This window comes from Aquimarina sp. I32.4 (assembly GCF_002924285.1).
In the GTDB taxonomy this organism is placed as follows: domain Bacteria; phylum Bacteroidota; class Bacteroidia; order Flavobacteriales; family Flavobacteriaceae; genus Aquimarina.
In genome coordinates, this window is the sequence record NZ_PGUB01000028.1 from 24,143 (window position 1) to 49,148 (window position 25,006).

The following is a 25,006-nucleotide window of genomic DNA, read 5'->3' on the forward strand; positions in this document are numbered from 1 at the left end:
TTATTATGGTTACTACCCTCTGAATAAGAAAAAACGATCTTTCATAGTTTCTATTTCAGAGTTTTTATTGCTTATGATATAATCAATAGCTTTTGTAGTAAACTTTTTGCCTTTTTTTGTCAAAGAAACAATATCATTATCAATAGTAATCATATTGTTTTTAAGAGCCAGATCAAGAACAGATTTTGATTGTACTTTTTGCCAGTTAATATGCTCGTTTAAATGTTTTACATGGCGTTCGTCTTCTTCTTTGTGATTTCCCAAATGTAGAAGAAAAGTAAGTAAAGAAACCTCAATACGTTGTTGTTTTTGTCTATATAACACAGAAAATAATCCTTTGTTGGGAGCAAATAAATACACAAATAAAAATATAAGTCCTAAAACAGTAGTCATTGATCCAGAAATAGAAGTGTCTAGTGTGTGTGCTACCCAATATCCTATAATAGCACTACTCACCCCAAAAAAGACCGCGAGTCGAAGCATTTTTTTTAAATCATTTGTTAGTAGATATGCTGTAGCGGCAGGAGCAATCATTAATGCGATCACCAAAATAGCACCAACTGCATCAAAAGCTCCAACCGTAGTTATTGAGGCAACGGTCATTAATCCATAATGCATTATAACTGGTGATAATCCTAGAGCGGCGGCAAGACCAGTATCAAAGGTGCTAATTTTTAATTCTTTAAAAAAAGTGAATAAAAGACCTAAGGTAATCACAACAATACTACCAATAATCCACAAAGATTTAGGCCCTACATCAGTGTCTCCTATATATAAACGATCAAAAGGGGCAAAGGCTAGTTCTCCTAATAGCACAGCATCAACATCTAGATGTACATCATTAGCGTTTTGAGCAATAAGTATAATACCGATACTAAATAATGCTGGAAAAACAAGGCCAATAGCTGTATCTTCTTTTACTAATCCTGTTTTTTGAATAAATTCTACTAACACTACAGTTAGAACACCACTTGCAGCGGCCAAAATAATTAATAAGGGAGAGGATAAATCATGAGTAATAAAAAAACCAATAACAATCCCAGGTAGTATAGAATGACTAATAGCATCTGTAATTAGTGCCATTTTTCGTAATACAAGAAAAGTACCAGGAATAGCACATGCTATTGCTACAAGGCTTGCAATGAGTTGTATTTCTATTTGTGCGCTACTCATCTTCTTCTTTGATTAATTGGTTGTATAAATTAGAAGCAGTATGATATCCTGATTCTGTCATGTACCACATATTACCTTGAATTTTTACATAATCTTTATCTTCTAATTTTTGAAGTGATTTTCTGGTAAATCCTTGAAAATTATTTAAAATTTTAATCGCATGTGGATGAGAAATATCCTCATGTGTACTGGCAATATCATACATAAAAGAGAGTGTTTTATGTAATTGTAGATCATTTCGGTTTTTTCTAAATCGAATTTCTCTAAATAATAGCCCCCGTCCTGGAGAAAATATAAAGGAAAACAAAACAAATACACCAGCAACCAATACAATCACAGGTCCAGTAGATAAATTGTTATGACTGGCACTAATAGCGGTTCCTAAAACCCCAGAAAAAGCTCCAAATATTGCTGCGAGTGTAACCATAACTCCAAGACTATTGGTCCATTGTCTTGCAGCAGCAGCAGGGGCAAGTAACATAGCACTCATAAGTACAACACCTACGGTTTGTAAGCCTAATACTATGGCAATGACAATAAAGGTAGTGATAAGTATATCTAAAAATTGGGTATTAAAACCGAGTGTTTTGGTGTAGTCAGCATCAAATAACAATATTTTGAGTTCTTTCCAGAAAAGTAATAAAACAACCAAGCTGATTGCTGTAACGATTACCATAAGCCATACATCACTTTCTAGAAGAGTTGCCGCTTGCCCAAAAAGGTAGCTTTCTAATCCAGCTTGATTTGAGTTAGGCATTTTTTGGATATACGTTAATAATAACATCCCAAAACCAAAGAAAAGAGATAATATCAAGCCCAAAGCTGTGTCTGATTTAAGGTGGGTTTTACTAATTATCCCTCGAATCCAGAATGTTCCTATCAATCCACTAATTAATGCTCCTAACAAAAATAGAGAACTGTTTTTGGTGCCAATAATAAGAAAAACAATTGCAATACCTGGTAGTGCAGCATGAGAAATAGCATCACCCAATAAACTTTGTTTGCGCAATACGGCAAAACTACCTAACATACCACATATAGCTCCTAGTATTGCAGTTCCTAATGTAATGGTGCGTAGTGTATAATCTGTAAAGACAAGTTCTATGTATTCTTTTATATCCATTAGTACTTAGGTGAATGTTTTTATTTTAGGAAATTTGTGACAAGGGTTGGTTATTACGTATTCAAAATTAAATTTCACTTTTTGCATAAACTATTATATAACTCATTTTTGTCTACTAATTACATTTCTTTTTTTTCTCCAAAAACTAATTTTTATTGTTGTACACTGACCTTGTAATTAATTCCGTATGTTTTGGTTAAATTATCATCATTAAAAATATCCTTTACGGGACCAGTAGCAATCTTTTTTACATTTAAAAACGTTACCCAATCAAAGTACTCAGGAACGGTTTGTAGATCATGATGGACTACGATAACTGTTTTTCCCGATTTTCTAAGCTCTTTAAGTATATTGATAATTGCTTTTTCTGTCGTTGCATCGACTCCCTGAAAAGGTTCATCCATAAAATAAATAGCTGCATTTTGTACCAAGGCTCTTGCTAGAAAAATACGTTGTTGTTGTCCTCCTGATAGTTGGCTAATTTGCCTGTTTTTGAAAGCGAGCATTCCTACTTTTTCCAATGCTTCTAGAGAAGCTTTTTTTTCTTTCTGACCAGGTCTTTTAATCCATCCAAGACTACCGTAAGTGCCCATCATTACAACATCTAGTGCCGTTGTAGGGAAGTCCCAGTCTACGCTTCCTTTTTGAGGAACATAGGCAACCAGAGAACGCTGTTTTTGATATGGTTTCCCATAGATTTGAATACTTCCTGCAATGGGTTTTATGATATTTAAAATAGACTTGATCAAAGTAGATTTTCCTGCTCCGTTAGGTCCTACAATTGCCATAAGTACTCCTTCGGGTATTGCTAGGTCAATATCCCATAATACAGGTTTGTAGTTGTATGCTACAGTAAGGTCATCTATTTGAACTGCAATTTTATTACTCATATATCATTGATCGTTTTGTTGAAGAGATAATAGCAAACATATTGCTGTATCAGAGAAATATTGATAAATATAACAGAATAGATTAATAAAAATAAATGTTTTTTGATGTAATTTGGATATGGCATATCTTATCAAAATAGTAATAAATACTTCTTTTTTATATGGTAGTTATTTTAGTGCATTTATAATTGTGTTTACATTATATTCAAACATACCAATATATGTTCCTTCTTTAGTGTCAGGATTACCAAGAGCATCAGAAAATAATGTGCCTCCTATGGTGACTTGGTGATTTTTGGATGTTACCGCTGCTTGCAAGGCTTCTATAGTTCGTTTAGGGACAGAGCTTTCTACAAAGATAGCTTTCACCTTGTTATCAATGATGAAACTAGCTAATTTTTGTACATCTTGTACTCCAGCTTCTGTAGCTGTTGATAGTCCTTGTAGTCCAACTACTTTAAAATCATAGGCTTTACCAAAATAACTAAAAGCATCATGAGCAGTAACCAAAATTCGTTTTTCTTTGGGTAGTGTGTTGATCGTATTTTTTAAAGTAGTTTCTAGTTTATCAAGTTGATCTAGGTATATTTTTCCGTTACTAGCAAAAGCTTCTGCATTTTTTGGATCAATAGTTTTGAGTTGATCAATAACGAATGTGGTGGTAATTTTCCAATTTGCCACATCAAACCATATGTGTGGATCGTAGTTTGAAGCAAAATAGTCTGAACCGATCAATGTGTTTTTGTCGATACTTTCTCCAATAGCAATAGTTTTGGTATTTTGATGGGCCATTTTTTTAAATACTTCTACGAGCTTTCCTTCTAGATGAAGGCCATTGTAGAAAACTACATCAGCCTGTATTAACTTAGAAACATCACCCTCACTGGCTTTATATAAATGTGGATCTACACCACTGCCCATTAATCCATTGACTTCAATTAGATCACCCCCAATATTTTTTACTAAATCTGTAATCATAGAAGTAGTAGTAACTATATTGAGTTTTTCGTTTTTATCTCTGGTCTCTTTTTTACAAGAAAATAAAGTCGCAATACATGCGCATATAAGTACTATGTGTTTGATCATTTTTAAGATATTTTTTCTAAAATTTTAAGAAGTTGATTTGCGCTTAAAAAAGATTGTTTCTGAAATATAATTTCATATTCTTTGTTAAGTATTGTTAATGTAGGATACGCAATCTTATTGTTTATTACTGCAAGCTCTTTTGCTAGTTGATGTATTCCTGTTTTATGACCATTTGAATTAAAGCGAAAGTCGTTATCAAGAAAATTAATCGTTTCACGGTTTTCTGCATTTAAGGTTATAAAATAAAAGGCGGTATTCAATTTTTGGATGATCTCATTGTTTTTGAAAGTGGTACTCTCCATATTTTTACAATAGATACACCAATCTGTATGAATAAAAATAACCACAGGTTTTGGGTCAATTTTCATAGCATCTTCAAGAGACTCAAAAGAATTTATCTTTATTTGTGATACTACACTTTGGCATAATACAAATAAAACAAGGACTATTATGTTATTTAGTGTTCTCATATTATAAAAGGTTGTATCTAACTCCTAGAAAAGCTCGCATTCCTTGATTTGGACCATAAATATAAGTAGAATCAAATGTAAGTCCATAAGGATTGTCTGGAGTTACCAAAACATCTCCGTTTTGATCAAATTCTACATTATTATCAAAAGGATCTTCTGCACGTGAAATCAAAAATGGATTTCCTTTGTTAGGAGTCCAGTTTAATAGGTTTTTGATTCCGCCATAAATTTCAAGATTGTTTTTGGAAGCGTGAGTGAATTGTATATTTTGGATACTCCACCAAGGAGAGTTTTTTCTTCTAGGGTCATTAGGACCTAATGTTGGTAAACGCATTGGGCCGTATAGATTACCAGTATAATCAATTGTAAGACGCAAGGGCTGTATTTTATAAGTTACTCCCCAGGTTCCAGTAATGCTCTCTGTTAATTCCTGACGAGATCGTACACCATTTTCTGTTCTAGAAACATTTAGTGCACTTATACCTGCCATGAGTTTTAGCCCATTAGAAAAATTAACATTAGAATTTAAACTTACACCTTTAGAAACCGCATACCCATTAAGATTACTATAGCGTATCTCTTGTGGGTCTGTCTCATAATCAGGTAGAATAGCATTAGAGAAATGTGTGTACCATGCAGAAGCATCTAAGCCAATGAATGATCCGTTATCAAGAAAAATCTTTTTGACATAATTGATGTTGATATTATAAGATTCCTCAGGATTAAGATCTTCTTCAACAATTACATCTCTAGATCCTGTAAGTGCAGCATGATCTTCTGTAAATAAGTTAACTACTCTAAAACCTGTACCAGTATTCACTCTAACGATATTATTAGGATTGATACTCCATTTATACGCTACTCTAGGAGTAAAGATAGTTCCATGATCATTATCATAGTCAAATCGAGTCCCTAGTAATAATTTTTGTTTTGTAGTTATTGTTATCTCGTCTTGTACGAATACTCCTGGTACATTTTTTTCTTCAGGAGCATTAGTAGTATTAAGAGCTGTAGCAGGCGTATTATCGTCATAATATTGATAACGAAAAGCAACTCCTGCAAGTAGATCATGTGATTTTACTTTCTTATCCCAGGTAAGCTGCGTGAAACCAATTCGTTGTTCAGCTTGATAAGATAGATCTCCATAATAAGAATTTTGATCATGATTTGTATAAGAAAATGACAATGCTACAGATTCTTGTATTGGTAGTTCATAGTTACCTAATAATTCATAACGATTTGTATAGATGCTTTCACCATATACTTGATCACTGCCTCTATATGTTTTATCCCATTCATTTTCTCCTCCCCATCGATCTTCATAATAAAACCTACCTGCTAATGTAAAGTTTTTTCCACTTTTTCTTTTAAAATTCCATTTGTTGAATACAGATATACGATCCTGTAAAGTTAGATCGGTAAAACCATCATCATTATTATCAATAATTTGATCGTATAGAAAATAATTAGCACCAACCAAAGCTGTTGCAGCACCTACATTTGCTTTGAAACCAAAATCTATATTGGTTTCTCCCCAGCCAGAAGCAAAAACATCAGTGCTAATTTGTGGAGCGTTATCAGGGTTTTTTGTAATGATATTAATTAATCCTCCCACAGCTTCACTACCATATAAGGAAGAGGCAGGACCTTTTACAACTTCAATTCTCTCGATCAAAGAATTAGGAATTCCTGATAATCCATAGATGGTAGATAAACCACTAACGATTGGCATACCATCAATCATAACCAGAGTATAAGGACCTTCAAGACCGTTAATATGGATGTCTCCTGTATTGCAAATACTACAATTGAGTTGAGGTCTTACTCCATTAATATTTTGTAAAGCTTCAAAAAGACTTGGTGTTGGGTTTTTTTTGAAGAAAGCAGAAGTGAATATTTCAACAGGTACGGGACTCTCTGATCTTTTTACAGGTTTAAGAGTACCAGAAACTACCACTTCATCTAATGATGAACCTTGTATTAAAACAAAACGAATTTGGTTATTTCCTTCTTTAATGGTGAATTTTTTCTTGATAGAATTATATCCTGTAAATGAAGCTGTTATTTTGTAGGTTCCTATAGGGATATTCTTAATTTCAAAAGCACCTTTCTCATTGCTAGAACTACCTAAATTAGTGCCTTCTATAAATATATTTGCAAAAGGAAGCAAACCGTTATCATCATACACTAAACCTTTTAATGTGCCGTTTTGTGCGAGGCCAGTGTTAAAAATAAATATGATACCTATTAAGTAAATATATTTGTGCATATTACCGTTATATGTTATCGACATGTGACTTTAACTATTAATTACGCAAAACTAAAAAAGTTAGTTATGACTAACAAGATAAATTTAAACAATTTAACAAAAAGTGAAGAAGATTACTTAAAAGCTCTTTTTCAATTACTTATAGAGGATGATTCTGTAAAAGTGGGGAATAATCAGTTGGCAGAGTACCTTAAAGTTTCTCCAGCATCAACAAATAATATGATCAAAAAGCTAAAAGCCAAAGATTATGTGATGAGTGAAAAGTATGGTAAACTAGACCTAACTGAAGAAGGAAAGGCTATCGCTGTGCGATTAATTCGTAAGCATAGGTTATGGGAAACCTTTTTATATAATTATTTAAACTTTACTTGGGATGAGGTGCATGATGTAGCAGAGCAATTAGAACATATCAAGTCTCAGAAATTAATTGATGAGCTGGATAGGTTTATGGATTTTCCTAAAAATGATCCTCATGGAGAAATTATTCCAAATGGAGATGGAGAATATTTTATTTTACCAAGAATTACACTATCTTCCTTGTCAGAAGGAGATGTGTGTCAGTTGGTAGCTGTAGATGATGGTTCTGTAAACTTCTTAAAATATGTTTCAAAAATAGGGCTGGTACTGAGTAGTGAAATAAAAATTCTGGAAATTCGAGAATTTGATAAATCTATTCGTATTCAATTTGATAATACAGTAGAAACTGTTACAAGAAAATTTGCCGATAATGTATTCGTTAAGAAGGTAGTATAAGATTTGTAAATGTTAAAATAGAGTTACTCTATAAGATAGTTAGAGAATTGCTGTTATCTTTGAGTATCACACAATCAATTTATGGAGCTTAATTTAAAAAGACCGATATGTTTTTTTGATCTTGAAACTACCGGTGTAAATATTTCTAAAGATCGTATTGTAGAAATTTCTATTCTAAAAATTTTTCCAAATAATACTCAGGAAAGCAAAACTTGGTTGGTAAACCCAGAAATGCCAATTCCTCCAGAAACTACAGCAGTACACGGTATCGATGATGCTAAGGTTGCAAATGAACCTCCTTTTAAAAAAATAGCAACCAAGATCAATGAGATGATAAAGGGGTGTGATTTAGGAGGGTTTAATTCTAATCGATTTGATATTCCATTATTAGCAGAAGAGTTATTGAGAGCAGGATTAGACTTTGATATGAAGAGTACAGTGGCAATAGATGTTCAAACTATTTATCATAAGATGGAAAAACGAACATTATCCGCAGCATATAGGTTTTATTGTGATAAAGACTTAACAGATGCACATTCTGCTGAGGCAGATACAATGGCTACTTATGAAGTACTAAAAGCGCAGCTAGATCGATATCCAGAATTAGAAAATGATGCTAAATTTTTGGCAGAGTTTAGTTCTAGAAAACAATTTGCAGATTTTGCTGGTTTTATTGCATATGATGAGAATGGAAAAGAAATTTTTTCTTTCGGAAAACACAAAGGAAAGCTGGTAGAGAAAATAATGGAAGAAGAACCAGGCTATTTTGGATGGATACAAAATGCCGATTTTCCATTGTATACCAAAAAAGTACTTACGGCTGTTAGACTACGTAAACTTAATAATAGTTTAAATTTATAATTATTGTATTTATCATTCTTATATCATGAAGCTTATATGTATAGGTCGTAATTATATAGACCATATAGAAGAACTGGAAAATAAAAAACCAAAAGATCCTGTTATTTTTATAAAACCAGACACTTCTATCTTATTAAAAAAACAACCTTTTTTTATACCTGATTTTTCTGATGATGTACATCATGAAATAGAGGTGCTGGTCAAAATAAATAGAGTAGGAAAACATATTGATAAGAAGTTTGCGCATAAATATTATAACGAAATTGGTTTAGGTATCGATTTTACGGCTAGAGATTTGCAATCAGAACTCAAAGAAAAAGGGTTGCCTTGGGAAAAAGCTAAAGCCTTTGATGGTGCTGCTGTAATTGGAAAATGGGTGTCTAAAAAAGAATTTGAAGATGTAGATGCTATTGATTTTTATCTAGAAAAAAATGGAGATGTTGTTCAGAAAGGTAATACCCGATTTATGTTGTGGAAGATTGATGAATTGATAGAATATGTGTCAAAATATTTTACTTTAAAGATAGGAGATATTATATTTACAGGTACACCTGCAGGTGTTGGGGCGGTAAATCCCAATGATATTTTGAGCGGATATATAAATAATCAACAATTTTTTTCAATAAAAGTTAAATAGATGAACAAAAGATATAGTTTAAAAAATGTAAATGAGTTATCAGGAGGCGATAATGAATTTATAGCTGTTTTGGTACAGACTTTTCTAGAAGAAATCCCTCCCGATTTAGATAGTATGGTGCAGGCTGTACATTCAGATAATCCACAAATGGCCTATCAATATGCTCATAAAATGAAACCGAATCTTCAATTATTTGATATTGATCTCTTAAAAGAAATAAAACAAATAGAGGCTTGGTCAAAAACCAAAAAAGAAAAAGAACAGATATTTCCTGTATTAGATCATATTGTAGCAATAGTAAAAGAAGCGTTAGATGATCTGAAAGTAGATTTTAGCTAACTATGTATGCAGAAATAATTACTATAGGAGATGAAATCCTTATCGGACAAATTATTGATTCTAACTCTGCTTTTATGGGCAAAGAGCTTAGTAAGATTGGAGTTGATGTTTGTAGAATCACATCTATAAAAGATGAAAAAGAAGATATACTCAATGCTCTGCAAGAAGCTAGTAGTAGAGCGGATATTGTCTTGATTACAGGTGGGTTAGGACCTACCAAAGATGATATTACAAAGCATACGCTTTGTGAATATTTTAATGATACTTTAGTGTTAAACAAAGAAGTATTAGTACATGTAAAAGAATTATTTGCGAAGTATATTTCAGCCCCAATTTCAGAAGTAAACAAGCAACAAGCTTTGGTTCCTAGTACGGCTACGGTTCTGATGAATCAATATGGTACTGCTCCTGGAATGTGGTTAGAAAAAAACAACAAAGTTTTTATATCTATGCCTGGAGTTCCTTATGAGATGAAGGGGTTGATGAAAGATGAGGTGTTGCCAAGAATACAAAAGAGGTTCAAAAGGCCATATATAATTCATAAAACCATACTCACCCATGGTATGGGAGAAAGTTCAATAGCAGAAAAAATTGAAGACTGGGAAAATGATTTACCCCAATTTATAAAATTAGCATATCTTCCAAGCCTAGGTAGAGTACGCCTTAGGTTATCCGCAAAAGGTACTGATGAGAAACTCCTTCTAGATACAATCAATAGTAATGTCATATCCCTAGATGCTATTATTGGAGATGTTATTGTTGGTTACGAAGAAGATCAAACCATCGAAAAGGGGATCGGTAAATTGTTGGTAAAGAAGAATAAGACCCTTTCTGTAGCAGAAAGTTGTACAGGAGGTATGATAGCACATTCATTTACAATTAATGAAGGAGCATCAGCTTATTTTAATGGAGGAGTGGTTACCTATGCTACTCAATCCAAAGTTGATATTTTGGGGGTAGATGCTGATCTTATAAAAACATATACAGTAACCAGCACAGAAGTAGCAGAAGCTATGTCTTTGAAAGTAAAAGAGAAGTTAAAAACGGACTATGCAATAGCTACAACTGGTAATGCAGGGCCAACAAGAGGAGATGGAGATGTAGAGGTAGGTACTGTTTTTATCGCAATAGCCACTCCAGAGGGTGTTTTTTCTGAGAAACATGTATTTAGTAACCTTAGAGAGCGAACCATAGGAAAAACTGTCAATAAATCACTAGAGCTGTTATATAATGAATTACTTAAGTAATTTGTTTAAGAAAAGCGTTAATCATGAGAAATTAATTGTTCTACCCATATAATAGCCTCTTCCAAGCTGTCAAAGATCTGAGTAGGAGTGTTTAAAAAAGCTTGCTCCAGTTCTGCAATTTTGTTTCCAATTACATTATGTGTAATTACAGCATACCCTTTTAGGTTAGGAAACAATTCTGTAGATTTAAAGTGATCGGTAGGCTCAAAAGAATACGAATGAATCCTATTTGATATATAAACAAAAGGAACGTTGTTTCCATAATATTCTTTGCCAAGTAAAAGTAATTGACCTGCTTTTTCATAATTGAGAAGCATGCCTTCTTTTATTTCGGTAACAACATAATTCTGATAAAAGTATACTGTACCAATATCAAGATCATACTTTTTTATAAGGCTTTTATTGATTTTCCATTGCATAATTTATAAAAGATACTATGTTTGATATCAAATTTAGTCTAATTTGATGATCAAAAAAAGCGGATCATAGTTTTATGACCCACTTTGTTTGCTACTTAATTACCCCATATTAAGTAGTTAGTTGCAATTATGAAACCAACTGATGTAAAGGTAGTTGTATGTAGATGTTTATGAAATACGTAAAAATACCTGTTTTTTGTTTTTTTGGATAGACAGAAAAAAAATAAAAAAGAAGAAAAAATAACTAAAATATTATTGGGGGTTAGGTAAATAATTCGTTAATTTGCACCCTGTTTTGAAATAATACCAAAATTAAGAAGAGATGTCAAGAGTTTGCGAGCTTACAGGTAAAAAAGCAATGGTAGGGAACAATGTTTCTCATGCGATGAATAAAACAAAACGTAAATTCAATGCGAATTTAATAAAAAAGCGTTTTTATATTCCAGAAGAAGATCGTTGGGTAACACTTAAAGTGTCTACTGCTGCGTTAAAAAATATAAACAAGAACGGAATCTCTGCTGTTTTAAAAGAGGCAAGAGCAAAAGGTTTCTTAAATAAATAATCTCCTTATTCTAAAAGATATTTATAATGGCAAAGAAAGGTAATAGAGTACAGGTAATTTTAGAATGTACAGAGCATAAAGCAACTGGTAAACCAGGTACATCAAGATATATCACAACCAAGAATAAAAAGAACACTCCTGATAGAGTAGAATTAAAGAAATTTAATCCTATCCTCAAGAAGATGACTGTTCATAAAGAAATAAAATAATAAGCAATGGCAAAGAAATCAGTAGCATCGTTACAGACAGGGTCAAAGAGGTTAACTAAAGCCATAAAAATGGTAAAATCTCCAAAGACAGGAGCGTATACTTTTGTAGAATCGATTATGACGCCAGAGGCGGTTAGCGATTTTTTAAAGAAAAAGTAATTTCGTACAAGATATTTTAAAAAGAAGCCGTTTCAATTGTATTGAAATGGCTCTTTCTTTTTATATTTAAGCAATCTAACTAACTGTTATAGTTTTTAATTTTTAGCATATCGAATAGTACAAATGGGGCTTTTTAAAAAAATATTTTCTTCAGAGAAAAAAGAGACACTTGATAAAGGATTAGAAAAATCCAAAACTAACTTTTTTTCCAAATTAAGTAAAGCAGTAGCGGGTAAATCCAAAGTCGATGACGATGTGTTGGATGATCTGGAAGAAGTTTTGGTGACAAGTGATGTAGGTGTCAAAACCACCATTAAGATTATTGAGCGTATAGAAAATCGAGTAGCAAATGATAAGTATCTGGGAACAGAGGAGTTAAATCAAATTCTACGAGAAGAAATTGCAGGCTTGCTGTCTGAAACCAATGTAGGAGAAGCTACAGATTTTGAAATACCTAAGATTAAAAAACCATATGTATTAATGGTTGTTGGGGTAAACGGAGTAGGAAAGACTACAACTATTGGTAAATTAGCATACCAATTAAAAAAGAAAGGATTAAAAGTTGTGTTAGGAGCTGCAGATACATTTAGAGCCGCAGCAATTGATCAATTACAAGTTTGGGCAGATCGTGTAGATGTTCCTATCGTAAAACAAGAGATGGGGAGTGATCCAGCTTCTGTAGCATATGATACATTGGAATCTGGAGTCAATCAAGATGCAGATGTAGTCATTATAGATACAGCTGGTAGATTGCATAATAAGGTCAACTTGATGAATGAATTGACAAAAGTAAAGCGAGTAATGCAAAAAGTAGTAGGAGATGCTCCTCATGATGTATTGTTAGTTCTAGATGGATCAACCGGGCAAAATGCTTTTGAGCAAGCTAAGCAATTTACAGCCGCAACAGAAGTTACCTCATTGGCAGTAACCAAATTAGACGGAACTGCAAAAGGAGGTGTGGTAATAGGAATAAGTGATCAGTTTCAAATACCTGTTAAATATATAGGTATAGGAGAAGGTATAGAAGATTTACAGGTGTTTAATAAATATGAATTTGTAGATTCATTTTTTAAATAAAGACTGTTACAGAATAGTTAAAAAAGGCGTTGAGAAATATTCTCAACGCCTTTTTTTATATTTTAAACCCACTTTGTGTAAAATAGAACTTTGCAATTTATGGGTGAAGGCGTTATAAACACGGTAAAACGATTGTATTTTACGGAATAGATAAAGTAGAATTAAACCTTTGTTCAGAAAAGTAAATAATATGAGTTCTTGTATGAAAGCGTATAAGAAACTTTTTTTAATATAATTTTTTATACGGTCACAATGAGAAAGATACTATATGTTTTAGCGTTAATTTGTTTGTTTTTTTCTTGTAAAAAACAAGAAAAAAAGACAACCCACCCTCAAAAAGAACCTAGAATCGTATGGCAAGCTTATGATGAAACACAAGACTTAAAAGCTACAGAGAAACTTGAGGAGACGAGAATGCATCTAAAATTGATCAATTCTAAAGTGTCTGATAAGAATGATATATGGAGAGTTTTGGAGCCTGAGTTAGATTATTTTTCCAAAGATAAATATGATTTACTGAAACCATTTATTATAGAAAAAGATATTCCTACGATACAAAAGCATATCAAAAATGGAGATCTTACTTATGAAGAATTGGTATGCTTTTATATTTATCGTATCAGAAAATACGAAAGCGATAATTCATTATCATTAAACGCTTTAATATCGTTGAATCCCAATGTTGTAGAACAAGCAAGAGCATTAGATAAGATTGATAAAAATAAAATAGATATTAATTCAGTTTTTGGAATGCCTATACTGTTAAAAGATAATATAGGTACAAAGAATATGATGACCACAGCGGGAGCAGTTGTGTTGAAAGATAATAAGGCAAAGAATGCTTTTATCACAGATAAACTTATAGAAAACAACGCCCTTATCTTAGGTAAAGCTAATCTAAGTGAGTGGGCTTATTTTTTATGCTCAGGATGTCCAGTCGGGTATAGTGCAATTGGAGGGCAGACAATGAATCCATACGGAAGAATGGTTTATGAAAGTGGTGGGTCAAGCTCTGGAAGTGGAGTTACCGTTGCGGCAAATTTTTGTGTTGCTGCTATCGGTACAGAAACTAGTGGATCTATATTATCTCCTTCTAGCCAAAACTCTGTAGTTGGTTTAAAACCAACAATTGGTGTACTAAGTAGAACTGGCATTGTACCTATATCTAGTACATTAGATACTCCAGGGCCAATGACAAAACATGTTATAGATAATGCAATTGTACTAAATGCTATAGTAGGTAAAGATACTAGTGACCCTGCTTCAGTGGCTGTAGCTATTGATTTTGTAAAGGCAGTTAAAGAACATTCACTAAAAGAAAAGCGATTTGGAGTAGTCAAAGAATTACTAAAAGATTCTCTTTATAAAAAAGCGATAGAAAATATAAAGAAGGCAGGAGGGACTATTGTAGAAATAGAACCAGAATTAGTTGATTTACCAGGTTTTTTAAATATTTTAAATATTGATATGAAAAATGACTTGCCAAAATACATAAACACACACGCAAGTGATAATATTACAATTGAGAATATAAAAGGCATAACCATATTTAATCAGAAAGATTCTTTGATACAAATACCATATGGGCAACAAATGTTTACAGGTATTCTAGAAGATACTACCACAGATAAAGAATTAGCTAGTATAAAAGAAAATTTAAAAATGGTAGCGAGAAGTTATTTTGATACCTCTATTGATGCACATAAATTAGATGCAATACTATCTATAAATAATTATGATGCAGGATATGCAGCTGTGGCCAAATACCCTGCTCTTACTGTGCCAATGGGTTATAGTGCAAAAGGAGAACCAAAAGGGCTTACATTTATAGCAAAGCCTTTTTCTGAAGCTTTATTGTTGCAATTGGCATATGGCTATGAGCAAGCTACAAATGAAAGAAAAGCACCTGTTAATTACATTAATTAATTAACAGGTTAATTTTCTCCCATAATTCATTATCAAAACCAGAAGGACCTAATAATGTTTCTCCTGTAGCATTTCCCATTCTGATGATAACCAGATTTTGACTGGGAACCACGTACAGTTTTTGGTCATTTTTACCAAGTCCAGCAATCAAGTCATCGGGAGCATCAGGAATTAACTCTCCTGTGTATTGAGTTTCTGAGGCAGGAGCTCTAAAGCTACTTTTTCCGTTTAGCCACCATAAGTACCCATATGCTTGATTTATATTTTGAGAGGTAGTGGTCATTTGTGTAAAATACTCAGGGTCATTTAAAATTTCTGTTGTATCCCAAAGTCCTTTGTTTAAGCTTAATAAACCAAAGCGAGCCATGCTTCTGGCAGTACTATAAAATATTTTGGCATAACCAAGAGTAACCCATGCGCCATTCATTCCTATTTTATTTTTGACTTTATTGGTAAAATATGTAGTGTATTCTTGATTTGTAGCTCCTGTGATAATGTTATCCAATAATGTATATGTAGCATTATGATAGTACCAAAAACTGCTAGGGTCATTTAGATAAGTTAGGCAGTTTGAACTGGTGCAGTTTTGATTAGATACAGTGTAGTCCAGACCAGTAGTCATAGTAAGGTGATGTCTAACTGTAATGGCATTTTCTTGATCTATAGTCATATTAGTCCATCCAGCGCCCAGATAAGTAGCAGAGGCTTCGTCAATGTTTAATAAATTTTCTTGTTGTGCTATTCCGATAGTGAATGCGGTTAAGGTTTTTCCTGCAGAGAACCAAGGGTTGTTATCAGAAGCGGTTGCTCCATTAAAATATTTTTCAATTACGATCTTTCCGTTTTTAAGAATGATAAAAGCTTTTGTACCTCTCTTCTCAAGAAAAGTGTATAAAGGTTGTTCGTTACTAGTATTCCATCCTAATTCTTGTAATGAAGAGGTTTCCCAGGTGTCAGAGTCAATAGGAGGAAAATATAATATGTTTACCTCGGGAGTGGTGTCTATTTCTTGTTGATCCATAAGCTCTTCTGTAGAATCATTATCAGAACAAGAAGATATGAGACACAACAGGACTGCTAGAAGTAGTATGTTGTTTTTTTTCATGAAGTTAGATTTATAGAGTTAGACTTGTGAATATACAAAAGGTTTAAGGCATACTTACTATTGTATTGAAAAGGACAAGATATAGAGATATCGAATTTATACCATAAACTTGAGTTAATCCTTGTATCTTTGCAAACCTTTACCCAAAAGATATGAGAACAAAGACATTAAAGAAGAATAAAATCAATGTAGTTACATTAGGATGTAGTAAGAATGTGTATGATAGTGAGGTGCTAATGGGGCAATTACGCGCTAATAATAAAGAAGTAGTTCATGAAGAAGAAGGAAATATCGTAGTAATCAATACATGTGGATTTATTGCAAATGCTAAAGAAGAATCTGTAAATACTATTTTAGAATATGTACAGAAAAAGGAAGAAGGAGCGGTAGATAAAATTTTTGTTACAGGTTGTTTATCAGAGAGGTATAAGCCAGATTTACAAGAAGAGATTCCAGATGTAGATCAATATTTTGGAACAACGGAGCTTCCTGGTTTATTAAAAGCTTTAGGGGCTGATTATAGACATGAGCTAATAGGAGAAAGATTAACTACAACCCCAAAGAATTATGCGTATCTCAAAATAGCAGAAGGATGTGATCGTCCTTGTTCATTTTGTGCAATTCCTTTGATGAGAGGTAAGCATACATCGACTCCAATAGAAGAATTAGTAATAGAAGCAGAAAAGCTAGCGGCAAATGGGGTAAAAGAATTAGTGCTAATTGCTCAGGATTTAACATATTATGGGTTGGATTTGTACAAAGAGAGAAAACTTGCAGACCTATTGAAAGCTTTAGTAAAAGTGACAGGTATAGAATGGATACGTTTGCATTATGCATTTCCAACAGGATTTCCTATGGAGGTGCTTAAGGTGATGAAAGAAGAACCTAAGGTATGTAACTATATCGATATACCTTTACAGCATATATCAGATTCGATTTTAAAATCAATGCGACGAGGAACAACCAAAGCAAAGACTACAAAACTCCTTCAGGAATTTAGAGAAGCTGTTCCAGCAATGGCGATTCGTACAACACTTATTGTTGGATATCCAGGAGAAACTCAAGCGGACTTTGAGACCATGAGAGATTGGGTAAAAGAAATGCGTTTTGAACGTCTAGGATGTTTTACATATTCTCATGAAGAAAATACGCATGCTTATAAATTAGAGGATGATGTGCCAGAAGAAGTAAAAATGCAACGAGCAAATGAAATTATGGAGATACAATCCCAAATCTCATGGGAGCTTAATCAACAAAAAATAGGAGCAGAGTTTAAAATTGTTGTAGACCGCAAAGAAGGAAACTATTTTATTGGTCGTACAGAATTTGATTCTCCTGATGTAGATAATGAAGTGCTTATTGATGCTTCTAAGCAGTATCTCAAAACAGGAGATTTTGCAACCGTAAAAATATATGAAGCAGAAGATTTTGATTTGTATGGCGAGGTAGTGTAATTCTATCGAGACAGGTATGTGAAGAACATAGTGAAATAAAAAAAAGAAGCCCAATTTGGGCTTCTTTTTTTATAGACTCTTTTTTAATTTTTTTGGCTAACTCTAAATTGTTTAAAGAGAACTATTTTTGAAGAGATTTAAGTATGAACTAGTTGTTTAAACCTCTGTCAACTTCGATATAATTATCAATAATTTTTTCTGTTGTAATAATAGGAGAATCGTCTTGTGGAAGATTTTCCTCAGGAGTACTTTCTGGTGAAACCACACTTTCGTCAAATGATTCTTTTTCACATGAAAGTAGGATAGCAATAACTGCAAGTAGAAATGGTAGTTTTTTGATCATCAGATTTAATTTTTTTATTTGAAATCGAAGGCAAACTTTTAGAACATACTTGTTGTATGAACTAGTTGTTTAAACCTCCATCAACTTCGATATAGTTATCAATAATTTTTTCTGTTGTAATAATAGGAGAATCGTCTTGTGGAAGATTTTCCTCAGGAGTACTTTCTGGAGAAGCAACACTTTCGTCAAATGATTCTTTTTCACATGAAAGCAGGATAGCAATAACTGCAAGTAGGAATGGTAGTTTTTTGATCATCAGATTTAATTTTTTGTTTAAAATTGAGGGCAAAGTTTTAAAAGAGAATAACTCTAGTTATTTAATCCTCTGTCAACTTCATTATAATTATCAATAATTTTTTCTGTTGGAACAAGAGGAGAATCTTCTTGTGGAATATTTTCCTCAGGAGTACTTTCTGGTAAAACCACACTTTCGTCAAATGATTCTTTTTCACATGAAAGTAGGATAGCAATAACTGCAAGTAGAAATGGTAGTTTTTTGATCATCAGATTTAATTTTTTATTTGAAATCGAGGGCAAATGTATCTAAAAAAATGACATAAAACTTCACTTTTTATTCAGCCAATTATTTGATATTGAACTTTTTTCAAAAAATAAAATGAAGAGTTTTTAACAAGAATATGATAGAAGTTTGAATTATGTAATACTATCCAGAAACAAGATAGATTTTGTTAGGTATAAAATGATTTTATTGAGAAATCATGAATGGTGTAAAAGTGAAAAATTAACAATATTTTAATATAAAGGGCTTATTTTAGGTTATTTTTATTGAATTGTTAATTAAATGGTATTAATTATGATAATTACTTAATGTCTTAAAGAGTCTTAGTGCTGTTATTTTAACAAATATGAGATAATACATATAGATCGATAATTAATGACAAAAAATATGAGATTTAATAGGATGATTTGGTAGGATTATACCGTCAATTTTTATGAAAAAAGATAAACTAGTCACCTTTGAAAAGAGAATAGAAACGGTTGGCTAAAAATTAACAATATTTTTGGCTACCTATACCTAATTAATAATTTCTTTTGTAGAAGATGTATCTATATTCACAGAGAAATAAAATTAGTTTATTTTTTATTGCTATTTTTTTATTTATAAAGGTAGTAGATCTACATAGTTATACTCATGTTTTTGATGATGAAAAAACTTTTGTTGATTGTGATGTTTGCGATGTACTGTTATTAGATCATACTTTTCCAACGATACTTAAAAATGATACGCAGTTTGACTTTGATATTCATTTTTTTGATACAGAATTAAATACTATAATAAGATATACTGCACCATTTATAAAAATGGTACATACTAGTTATTACCATAATAAGCCACCACCAGAGGTTTAATTTTTTGTAATATTCTAAATTTTTGATCTATTTCTATAACTAACCCAGTTATAGCTTTTTATCAAAGTTCTGGTAATAGATCAAAAATTTAGAATAAGGAAAAGTTTAAAATTCAGTACAATTCTTAGGTACGTAGCATACATTTCTTAAACACATTTATTAATGATTAGTAATTGTTTGATCCAAACAAAAGCTAATGAATATATTTTATATATGATCACAACACGTAATTTGACAAAAAAATATGGCGATTTCATTGCTGTAAATAATCTGGATTTGGATGTTAAGGAAGGCGAAATATTATGCCTTTTAGGGGCCAATGGAGCAGGAAAGTCTACCACTATAAATCTTTTACTTAATTTTATTACACCTACTTCTGGAGAAGCATTGATCAATGGGATTGATGTAACTAAAGATCCGATAAAAACAAAATCGTTCTTGACGTACATACCAGAAAACTTAATGCTTTACCCAACACTTTCTGCTGTAGAAAATTTAGATTACTTTACAGGGATTAGTGGAAAAAAAATAAGTAAATCACAACTAGAAACATATCTTCTAGAAGCGGGGCTTCAAAAAGAAGCATTGCATAAACGTATTCATTCTTTCTCTAAAGGAATGCGACAAAAAGTAGGAATTGCACTAGCGATAGCAAAAGATACAAAAGTACTGTTGCTCGATGAACCAACTTCTGGTTTAGACCCTAAATCAAGTAATGAGTTTTCAGAGTTACTAAAAGAAATGAGTAATAAAGGGGTTGCAATATTAATGGCGACACATGATTTATTTAGAGCAAAAAGCATAGGAAGCCATATAGGGATAATGAAAGATGGAGTTTTAAAAAATAATTTTAAAACACAAGATATATCAATTCAAGGATTAGAAGAATTGTATTTGCAAACTATGAACTATAATGAAGTAGCATTATGATAGGTAAAATAATACGTAAAGAAAGTAAAGAAATAATACGAGACGATCGTTTTAAAATTTCTTTATTCATTGTAGTGTCGCTCCTTATTGTTGCGATTTTTGTAAGTAGTAATCAATACAAAAATACGAATAAGCAATATGAAGAAGCTAAAACCAAAGAGCGTGCTAATTGGGATTCTCAAGGAGAAAAAACACCACACTCTGCGGCTCATTACGGGACTTATGCTTTTAAACCTAAATATCCATTATCTCTTATAGATCAAGGGGTAGATAAGTATACAGGCGTTTCTGTTTTTCTAGAAGCACATAAGAGAAACGAAGCAGAATATAGTGCAGCGGCTGATCAAACAGGTTTATCTCGATTTGGAGAACTTACTCCAGATTTTGTGTTACTCTATATATTCCCGCTGATCATTATTCTGATTAGCTATAATACATTTACCAAAGAAAAAGAAGGAGGAACAATAGCATTGCTTAAAAGTCAAGGTATTCGTAATTGGAAATTAACCCTAGGTAAATGGATTGCATCATTACTTCCTGTAGTAGTCCTAGCAACAATATTGTTTGGTATTGCAGGTATTCTATTATCTAATTTATCAGATTATGGAGAATTTAGTTGGATATCACTTTTTGCATTATACAGTGTATTTATAGTATACTATATGGTGTTTACAAGCATTACTTTATTGATATCTTCTCTAGCAAAAAAATCAGGGATAGCATTGGTTATTTCTCTTACAGTTTGGTTTTTAGGGTGTTTTGCAGCACCAAAAATAGCTAGTAATTTGGCAGATCTCAAATATCCATACCCAACAAGGCAAGAGTTTACAGAAAATGTTGAATATGAAAAAAAGAAAGGACTTGATGGGCATAATCCATGGAGTGAAGAAGCAAAGCTATTAGAGAAAAAAGTTCTCAAAGAGTATGGAGTTGATAGTCTGCATCAATTACCTTTTAATTTTAGTGCATATAGAATGCAAAAAGGAGAAGAACATCAGGCAGAGATTTATAAAAAGCATTATGAGATACTAAAAGAACAGTTTAAAAATCAAAAAGGAATCTATCAATCAATAGCTGTTATTTCTCCATTTTTGCCTGTTAGGTTCCTATCTATGTCAATTGCTAATACAAATTACCAGACACATTGGGATTTTGCTGATGCAGCAGAAAACTATCGAATCGATACACAGTTATATTTGAATGATAATCATGCAAAAAACTCTAAATATCAAGATTGGGGGTATAAAGCAAACTCAGATACCTGGAAAAACTTACCAGCCTTTGAGTACTCTCCACCTACTTTGTCTGATGTTTTAAATGATAATACTTCTATTATTATAATGTTACTGTTCTGGCTTGGTATAAGCAGCGGAGCTTTATTTCTTTCAACCAAAAATCTTTAATTATGTTTTTATATAATTTTAAATATGAACTAAAGCTACTTATACGTAATAAGTGGATTCAAGTGCTATCTGTCATTATAATTATCAATATGCTATTTGCTGGATATAATGGGAAACAAAAAGTAGATAAAAGAAATGCAGATATAGAAAATATAACGAATAAGGTATCTCAAGAAGATCAATTGATGTTATTGCAATTAGATTCTATAAAGCAGGGACATACAGTAAATCTGAGTAAATGGAGGGTTCCTACAAGTCCTATGGCGGTTGGTAATTACCACCCCAGAGTTGCGGCCATGCAACCTCATGATATGGCTTTTGTAGCAATTGGACAAAGTGATTTGTTTACCCATTATACACGACCTAAGGTTGTTGATAATAGTTTGACAATTAAACACACAGAAATGACAAGCCCTGTGCAATTACTCTTTGGTAGTTTTGATTTGGCATTTGTTGTTATCTATTTGTTACCACTTATTATTATTGCATTTACGTATAATATCCTCTCGCAAGAAAAAGAATCAGGTTCTTTACGTTTATTAGCCTCACAACCTTTATCAATACGAAATTGGGTGTTGCAAAAAGTAATTCTACGTTTCTTTTGGTTAGTTTTGATTACTATATTGGTACTAACTATTGTATTTGTGATAAATGAGTTTTCTTTTTCAGAAAACCTAGGTGCTTTTGTGTCTTGTATAATTTTGGTAGTTGCTTATATGATGTTTTGGTTTGCATTGGCATTTGCAATTAATTTATTTGGGAAAAGTTCTGCCAAAAATGCTATGAGCTTATTAGGGCTTTGGATAGTTTTTGTATTATTGATTCCTGCAATTATGGGGCAATTAAGTTCTTCTTTTTACCCAATTCCGTCTAGAACAAAAATGCTTAATGAGATGAGAGCATTAAAAGCAGAAACAACCAAGAAGCAGGATAAAATTTTAGACAACTTCCTCAGAGACCACCCAGAGTATGCCTCAAAAGATGACCAAGGTAAAACCAGCTTCTGGCATCGTTATATGGCCTCACAGAGAATTATTAATGATGAACTCTCATTATTACAAGATAAGTATGATGGCCAATTGAGAAAACAACATGAATTGATTCAGCAGTTTCAATATACTTCACCTGCAATTATAGTACAACAAAGTCTTAATGCAATGGCAGGAACATCTTCTACTAATTATGAGGATTATAGAAATCAAGTAGCTTCTTTTGCTCAGCAATGGCAGGATTTTTTTATACCGTTATTGTATAAGAATAAGGAATTTACAAAAGAACAGTATGCCGATTTTCCAAAATTCACATATCAATCAGAAGCAGAAGTTACCATCACTACCAAGATAGTAGTACTGGTGTTGTTTACTCTACTCATTACAATGATAGGGTGGGGAGCTTTTAGACTAAATGCTAAGAAAGGGCTCGTTATATTGAGTTGATTAAATAAAGTCTTTTTAATGCGTCATTAGAAAGTTAAATTAGTATAAAGCCTCGAATATTCGAGGCTTTATACGTTTTGAAATAAATTAATAAGATTATACCATTTCTAACTTAAATTTACGCAATAAAACTGCGCTTTTTCGTCTAATATTTTAAAATAAAACACGACCATAGCCCTGCTATGCTTGACAATGTGTTTTTTATAAAACTAGATGCTATCTCTACAGGGCAGTCAGTAATAAAATCATAGACTTTCCAGATTCGTTTTTGTACATTGTTTTTTTTGATATAATGATACGCAAACAATTCTGCGTCTGCACCTTGATTCTCTTCATGAGAAAATTTTGAATTACTATAAATTCCTGTTTCACTTGTAAGAACAAAATGTTCTCCGTAGGCATCTTTCCAACTGATCACATTTTTTGCTTTCCCTTCATAAGAAATAAATTTTGGAATTTTTGTAAAAGGTATTTTATCTAATAGGATGTCATTTTTATGTGGTTTGATATTGGTATTATACTCCTTATCCTTACTTGCAACCCAAATAGTTTGCTTCTTATATTTGTGGTATAGTTTGGTACATTTATCAGAATAAGTATCAAAGGAAGCTTCACCAAATTTTTTTAAACTGATTTTAGGAAGTTTCATTTTACTATGTATCGTAGGGATAATCATTAAGGAATCTGTTATTATATCAATACACTTCCAGTTTCCAATATATTTGTTGGTTAGTAGATTAATACTGGATTCACCACTACCATCATTGGCAACATTTCCAAATTCATATCTACTCATGCCAATAAGTTGTATGGTTTTTGTTTTTGGGTCAAACCAGAATTGAGCTTTGTAACCCGCTCTCATCCAATTTACGTTGTATTGAAAGCCGCTTTTTGTCTCTGAGACATAAGAATTGTCTGCTGTAGACTCTATGCTTTTACTTACAATAGGAGTATATTTTTGGGTAGAAAGCTTACAGACGATAGATGAATTTTGAGGATTAATATAGATACTATCCTTGATCTTATCCTTGTCTAAATCCTTGGTTATATAATTTTGGGAGTATGTGTCCAATACAAGACTTAATAAGACAAGTACTAGCGTATTAGTTTTATTAGTGTGAATCATTGTGGGGTAGGTATTCAATTTGTTCTAGATTAATAACATCACTAGTTTTATAATTACCATCAATACAATAAAAGTAATAAATAAAAGCTATATTCTATAATACGACTTAACTAGTTATCTTTGTTTTAAAACAAGTGCAAATGGTACCAGAATCTTTCACAGAATTTTTCAAAATCCTAGATGAATTGGGTCGTGAGACCGTAATTAGGGAGCTATTATCTATGGTCGATCCTTCAGAGCCTGACTTGTATACTGTTCATTCCGAGGTGCAACAAATCCAGTCACTACATTGCCCTAATTGTCAAGACATCGATATCCGTGCAAATGGCAAGGCTAATGGTGTGCAACGTTATTTTTGTAAATCGTGCAAGAAGTATTTTAGGGAAACTACAGGTAAAGTTACTTTTGGTTTAAAAAAGGGGAACTTGCTTAGTGTTTATTTGTACCATATGCTATTAGGCAATTCGATAAAGAAATGTGCTGAACAGACAGGTATCTGTCTCCAAACTTCATTTGACTGGCGGCATAAGATATTAAGTGCCTTTGAAGGGGCTGTTCCTGATGGTTTTGAAGGTATTGTAGAGAGTGATGATATTTTCTTTCTTGAATCTGGCAAAGGAAACAGGGAATTACCTAGA

27 protein-coding genes and 1 pseudogene are annotated in these 25,006 nt (G+C 32.4%); 16 read left to right on the forward strand and 12 right to left on the reverse strand.

Annotated elements, in window-relative coordinates:
• Positions 1-12 precede the first annotated feature (12 nt).
• The 6 genes from CVD18_RS08355 to CVD18_RS08380 form a co-directional block, all read right to left on the reverse strand.
• Complete coding sequence (locus CVD18_RS08355) at positions 13-1,173, reverse strand: metal ABC transporter permease (RefSeq protein ID WP_103864990.1); 1,161 nt, start codon at positions 1,171-1,173, stop codon at positions 13-15.
• On the reverse strand, positions 1,166-2,296 hold the full coding sequence (locus CVD18_RS08360; protein ID WP_103864991.1) for a metal ABC transporter permease: 1,131 nt from the start codon (positions 2,294-2,296) through the stop codon (positions 1,166-1,168). The genes CVD18_RS08355 and CVD18_RS08360 overlap by 8 nt, the downstream gene beginning before the upstream one ends.
• A gap of 152 nt (positions 2,297-2,448) precedes the next feature.
• On the reverse strand, positions 2,449-3,186 hold the full coding sequence (locus CVD18_RS08365; RefSeq protein ID WP_103864992.1) for a metal ABC transporter ATP-binding protein: 738 nt from the start codon (positions 3,184-3,186) through the stop codon (positions 2,449-2,451).
• 168 nt (positions 3,187-3,354) lie between these two features.
• Positions 3,355-4,272: a metal ABC transporter solute-binding protein, Zn/Mn family gene (locus tag CVD18_RS08370; protein WP_103864993.1), complete on the reverse strand. Its 918-nt coding sequence runs from the start codon at positions 4,270-4,272 to the stop codon at positions 3,355-3,357.
• A gap of 2 nt (positions 4,273-4,274) precedes the next feature.
• Positions 4,275-4,742 (reverse strand): thioredoxin fold domain-containing protein, encoded by a 468-nt coding sequence (locus CVD18_RS08375; RefSeq protein ID WP_103864994.1) that lies wholly within the window; start codon positions 4,740-4,742, stop codon positions 4,275-4,277.
• A gap of 1 nt (position 4,743) precedes the next feature.
• Entirely contained in the window at positions 4,744-7,011 is a 2,268-nt protein-coding gene (locus tag CVD18_RS08380) for a TonB-dependent receptor (protein ID WP_103865013.1), read from the reverse strand.
• 66 nt (positions 7,012-7,077) lie between these two features.
• Here CVD18_RS08380 and CVD18_RS08385 point away from each other — a divergent pair, with 66 nt between their 5' ends.
• The 5 genes from CVD18_RS08385 to CVD18_RS08405 all read left to right on the forward strand — a co-directional run bounded on the left by CVD18_RS08385 (position 7,078) and on the right by CVD18_RS08405 (position 10,848).
• Complete coding sequence (locus CVD18_RS08385) at positions 7,078-7,764, forward strand: metal-dependent transcriptional regulator (protein ID WP_103865014.1); 687 nt, start codon at positions 7,078-7,080, stop codon at positions 7,762-7,764.
• 81 nt (positions 7,765-7,845) lie between these two features.
• The gene (locus tag CVD18_RS08390) at positions 7,846-8,625 is read left to right on the forward strand and encodes a 3'-5' exonuclease (RefSeq protein ID WP_103864995.1); all 780 of its coding nucleotides are present in this window, start codon (positions 7,846-7,848) and stop codon (positions 8,623-8,625) included.
• A gap of 25 nt (positions 8,626-8,650) precedes the next feature.
• Positions 8,651-9,262, forward strand: a complete 612-nt coding sequence (locus CVD18_RS08395; RefSeq protein WP_103864996.1) for a fumarylacetoacetate hydrolase family protein — start codon at positions 8,651-8,653, stop codon at positions 9,260-9,262.
• Positions 9,263-9,601 carry an Hpt domain-containing protein gene (locus tag CVD18_RS08400; RefSeq protein ID WP_103864997.1) on the forward strand — a complete coding sequence of 113 codons (339 nt, stop codon included), beginning with the start codon at positions 9,263-9,265 and terminating at the stop codon, positions 9,599-9,601.
• A gap of 2 nt (positions 9,602-9,603) precedes the next feature.
• The gene (locus CVD18_RS08405; RefSeq protein ID WP_103864998.1) at positions 9,604-10,848 is read left to right on the forward strand and encodes a CinA family nicotinamide mononucleotide deamidase-related protein; all 1,245 of its coding nucleotides are present in this window, start codon (positions 9,604-9,606) and stop codon (positions 10,846-10,848) included.
• A 17-nt stretch (positions 10,849-10,865) separates the two neighbouring features.
• On the opposite strand, the gene CVD18_RS08410 is transcribed toward CVD18_RS08405, so the two are convergent.
• The gene (locus tag CVD18_RS08410) at positions 10,866-11,267 is read right to left on the reverse strand and encodes an STAS/SEC14 domain-containing protein (protein ID WP_103864999.1); all 402 of its coding nucleotides are present in this window, start codon (positions 11,265-11,267) and stop codon (positions 10,866-10,868) included.
• Positions 11,268-11,589: 322 nt separating this feature from the next.
• Between CVD18_RS08410 and rpmB the strand changes: the two genes are divergently transcribed.
• From rpmB to CVD18_RS08435, 5 genes are all read left to right on the forward strand, one after another.
• Complete coding sequence (gene rpmB, locus CVD18_RS08415) at positions 11,590-11,829, forward strand: 50S ribosomal protein L28 (RefSeq protein ID WP_024771296.1); 240 nt, start codon at positions 11,590-11,592, stop codon at positions 11,827-11,829.
• A gap of 26 nt (positions 11,830-11,855) precedes the next feature.
• Complete coding sequence (rpmG, locus tag CVD18_RS08420; RefSeq protein WP_103865000.1) at positions 11,856-12,038, forward strand: 50S ribosomal protein L33; 183 nt, start codon at positions 11,856-11,858, stop codon at positions 12,036-12,038.
• 6 nt (positions 12,039-12,044) lie between these two features.
• Positions 12,045-12,197 (forward strand): DUF4295 domain-containing protein, encoded by a 153-nt coding sequence (locus tag CVD18_RS08425; protein ID WP_103865001.1) that lies wholly within the window; start codon positions 12,045-12,047, stop codon positions 12,195-12,197.
• Positions 12,198-12,320: 123 nt separating this feature from the next.
• On the forward strand, positions 12,321-13,274 hold the full coding sequence (gene ftsY / locus CVD18_RS08430) for a signal recognition particle-docking protein FtsY (protein ID WP_103865002.1): 954 nt from the start codon (positions 12,321-12,323) through the stop codon (positions 13,272-13,274).
• Positions 13,275-13,526: 252 nt separating this feature from the next.
• Positions 13,527-15,200, forward strand: coding sequence for an amidase family protein (locus CVD18_RS08435; protein WP_103865003.1), 1,674 nt, complete (start codon positions 13,527-13,529; stop codon positions 15,198-15,200).
• Here the strand turns inward: CVD18_RS08435 and CVD18_RS08440 are convergent.
• Positions 15,193-16,305 (reverse strand): serine hydrolase, encoded by a 1,113-nt coding sequence (locus tag CVD18_RS08440; RefSeq protein ID WP_103865004.1) that lies wholly within the window; start codon positions 16,303-16,305, stop codon positions 15,193-15,195. The genes CVD18_RS08435 and CVD18_RS08440 overlap by 8 nt on opposite strands.
• A 152-nt stretch (positions 16,306-16,457) precedes the next feature.
• Between CVD18_RS08440 and rimO the strand changes: the two genes are divergently transcribed.
• Positions 16,458-17,759 carry a 30S ribosomal protein S12 methylthiotransferase RimO gene (gene rimO, locus CVD18_RS08445; RefSeq protein WP_103865005.1) on the forward strand — a complete coding sequence of 434 codons (1,302 nt, stop codon included), beginning with the start codon at positions 16,458-16,460 and terminating at the stop codon, positions 17,757-17,759.
• 148 nt (positions 17,760-17,907) lie between these two features.
• Here the strand turns inward: rimO and CVD18_RS08450 are convergent, their stop codons facing one another.
• The 3 genes from CVD18_RS08450 to CVD18_RS08460 all read right to left on the reverse strand — a co-directional run bounded on the left by CVD18_RS08450 (position 17,908) and on the right by CVD18_RS08460 (position 18,606).
• Positions 17,908-18,102: a hypothetical protein gene (locus CVD18_RS08450; protein WP_103865006.1), complete on the reverse strand. Its 195-nt coding sequence runs from the start codon at positions 18,100-18,102 to the stop codon at positions 17,908-17,910.
• 61 nt (positions 18,103-18,163) lie between these two features.
• Positions 18,164-18,391, reverse strand: a complete 228-nt coding sequence (locus CVD18_RS08455) for a hypothetical protein (protein ID WP_146052738.1) — start codon at positions 18,389-18,391, stop codon at positions 18,164-18,166.
• Between the two features lie 20 nt (positions 18,392-18,411).
• Complete coding sequence (locus CVD18_RS08460; protein ID WP_103865008.1) at positions 18,412-18,606, reverse strand: hypothetical protein; 195 nt, start codon at positions 18,604-18,606, stop codon at positions 18,412-18,414.
• 558 nt (positions 18,607-19,164) lie between these two features.
• Here CVD18_RS08460 and CVD18_RS08465 point away from each other — a divergent pair.
• The 4 genes from CVD18_RS08465 (at position 19,165) to CVD18_RS08480 (ending at position 23,242) form a co-directional block, all read left to right on the forward strand.
• A complete protein-coding gene (locus tag CVD18_RS08465) occupies positions 19,165-19,473 on the forward strand; it encodes a hypothetical protein (RefSeq protein ID WP_103865009.1) in 309 nt (102 codons plus the stop codon).
• 162 nt (positions 19,474-19,635) lie between these two features.
• A complete protein-coding gene (locus CVD18_RS08470; protein WP_328515274.1) occupies positions 19,636-20,403 on the forward strand; it encodes an ABC transporter ATP-binding protein in 768 nt (255 codons plus the stop codon).
• Positions 20,400-21,806 (forward strand): DUF3526 domain-containing protein, encoded by a 1,407-nt coding sequence (locus CVD18_RS08475; protein ID WP_103865010.1) that lies wholly within the window; start codon positions 20,400-20,402, stop codon positions 21,804-21,806. Before CVD18_RS08470 ends, CVD18_RS08475 begins: the two co-directional genes overlap by 4 nt.
• Before the next feature lie 2 nt (positions 21,807-21,808).
• Positions 21,809-23,242 (forward strand): DUF3526 domain-containing protein, encoded by a 1,434-nt coding sequence (locus CVD18_RS08480; protein WP_103865011.1) that lies wholly within the window; start codon positions 21,809-21,811, stop codon positions 23,240-23,242.
• Between the two features lie 145 nt (positions 23,243-23,387).
• Here CVD18_RS08480 and CVD18_RS08485 read toward each other — a convergent pair whose 3' ends face one another.
• On the reverse strand, positions 23,388-24,368 hold the full coding sequence (locus CVD18_RS08485; RefSeq protein ID WP_103865012.1) for a hypothetical protein: 981 nt from the start codon (positions 24,366-24,368) through the stop codon (positions 23,388-23,390).
• A gap of 140 nt (positions 24,369-24,508) precedes the next feature.
• Between CVD18_RS08485 and CVD18_RS08490 the strand changes: the two are divergent.
• Positions 24,509-25,006: pseudogene (locus CVD18_RS08490) on the forward strand (hypothetical protein); the annotation flags it as partial.

Bases quoted from the DNA above. Each gene is read 5' to 3' on its own strand.
- CVD18_RS08355 (WP_103864990.1), bottom strand. From the start codon at position 1,173: ATGAGTAGCGCACAAATAGAAATACAACTCATTGCAAGCCTTGTAGCA.
- CVD18_RS08360 (WP_103864991.1), bottom strand. From the start codon at position 2,296: ATGGATATAAAAGAATACATAGAACTTGTCTTTACAGATTATACACTA.
- CVD18_RS08365 (WP_103864992.1), bottom strand. From the start codon at position 3,186: ATGAGTAATAAAATTGCAGTTCAAATAGATGACCTTACTGTAGCATAC.
- CVD18_RS08370 (WP_103864993.1), bottom strand. From the start codon at position 4,272: ATGATCAAACACATAGTACTTATATGCGCATGTATTGCGACTTTATTT.
- CVD18_RS08375 (WP_103864994.1), bottom strand. From the start codon at position 4,742: ATGAGAACACTAAATAACATAATAGTCCTTGTTTTATTTGTATTATGC.
- CVD18_RS08380 (WP_103865013.1), bottom strand. From the start codon at position 7,011: ATGCACAAATATATTTACTTAATAGGTATCATATTTATTTTTAACACT.
- CVD18_RS08385 (WP_103865014.1), top strand. From the start codon at position 7,078: ATGACTAACAAGATAAATTTAAACAATTTAACAAAAAGTGAAGAAGAT.
- CVD18_RS08390 (WP_103864995.1), top strand. From the start codon at position 7,846: ATGGAGCTTAATTTAAAAAGACCGATATGTTTTTTTGATCTTGAAACT.
- CVD18_RS08395 (WP_103864996.1), top strand. From the start codon at position 8,651: ATGAAGCTTATATGTATAGGTCGTAATTATATAGACCATATAGAAGAA.
- CVD18_RS08400 (WP_103864997.1), top strand. From the start codon at position 9,263: ATGAACAAAAGATATAGTTTAAAAAATGTAAATGAGTTATCAGGAGGC.
- CVD18_RS08405 (WP_103864998.1), top strand. From the start codon at position 9,604: ATGTATGCAGAAATAATTACTATAGGAGATGAAATCCTTATCGGACAA.
- CVD18_RS08410 (WP_103864999.1), bottom strand. From the start codon at position 11,267: ATGCAATGGAAAATCAATAAAAGCCTTATAAAAAAGTATGATCTTGAT.
- rpmB (WP_024771296.1), top strand. From the start codon at position 11,590: ATGTCAAGAGTTTGCGAGCTTACAGGTAAAAAAGCAATGGTAGGGAAC.
- rpmG (WP_103865000.1), top strand. From the start codon at position 11,856: ATGGCAAAGAAAGGTAATAGAGTACAGGTAATTTTAGAATGTACAGAG.
- CVD18_RS08425 (WP_103865001.1), top strand. From the start codon at position 12,045: ATGGCAAAGAAATCAGTAGCATCGTTACAGACAGGGTCAAAGAGGTTA.
- ftsY (WP_103865002.1), top strand. From the start codon at position 12,321: ATGGGGCTTTTTAAAAAAATATTTTCTTCAGAGAAAAAAGAGACACTT.
- CVD18_RS08435 (WP_103865003.1), top strand. From the start codon at position 13,527: ATGAGAAAGATACTATATGTTTTAGCGTTAATTTGTTTGTTTTTTTCT.
- CVD18_RS08440 (WP_103865004.1), bottom strand. From the start codon at position 16,305: ATGAAAAAAAACAACATACTACTTCTAGCAGTCCTGTTGTGTCTCATA.
- rimO (WP_103865005.1), top strand. From the start codon at position 16,458: ATGAGAACAAAGACATTAAAGAAGAATAAAATCAATGTAGTTACATTA.
- CVD18_RS08450 (WP_103865006.1), bottom strand. From the start codon at position 18,102: ATGATCAAAAAACTACCATTTCTACTTGCAGTTATTGCTATCCTACTT.
- CVD18_RS08460 (WP_103865008.1), bottom strand. From the start codon at position 18,606: ATGATCAAAAAACTACCATTTCTACTTGCAGTTATTGCTATCCTACTT.
- CVD18_RS08465 (WP_103865009.1), top strand. From the start codon at position 19,165: ATGTATCTATATTCACAGAGAAATAAAATTAGTTTATTTTTTATTGCT.
- CVD18_RS08470 (WP_328515274.1), top strand. From the start codon at position 19,636: ATGATTAGTAATTGTTTGATCCAAACAAAAGCTAATGAATATATTTTA.
- CVD18_RS08475 (WP_103865010.1), top strand. From the start codon at position 20,400: ATGATAGGTAAAATAATACGTAAAGAAAGTAAAGAAATAATACGAGAC.
- CVD18_RS08480 (WP_103865011.1), top strand. From the start codon at position 21,809: ATGTTTTTATATAATTTTAAATATGAACTAAAGCTACTTATACGTAAT.
- CVD18_RS08485 (WP_103865012.1), bottom strand. From the start codon at position 24,368: ATGATTCACACTAATAAAACTAATACGCTAGTACTTGTCTTATTAAGT.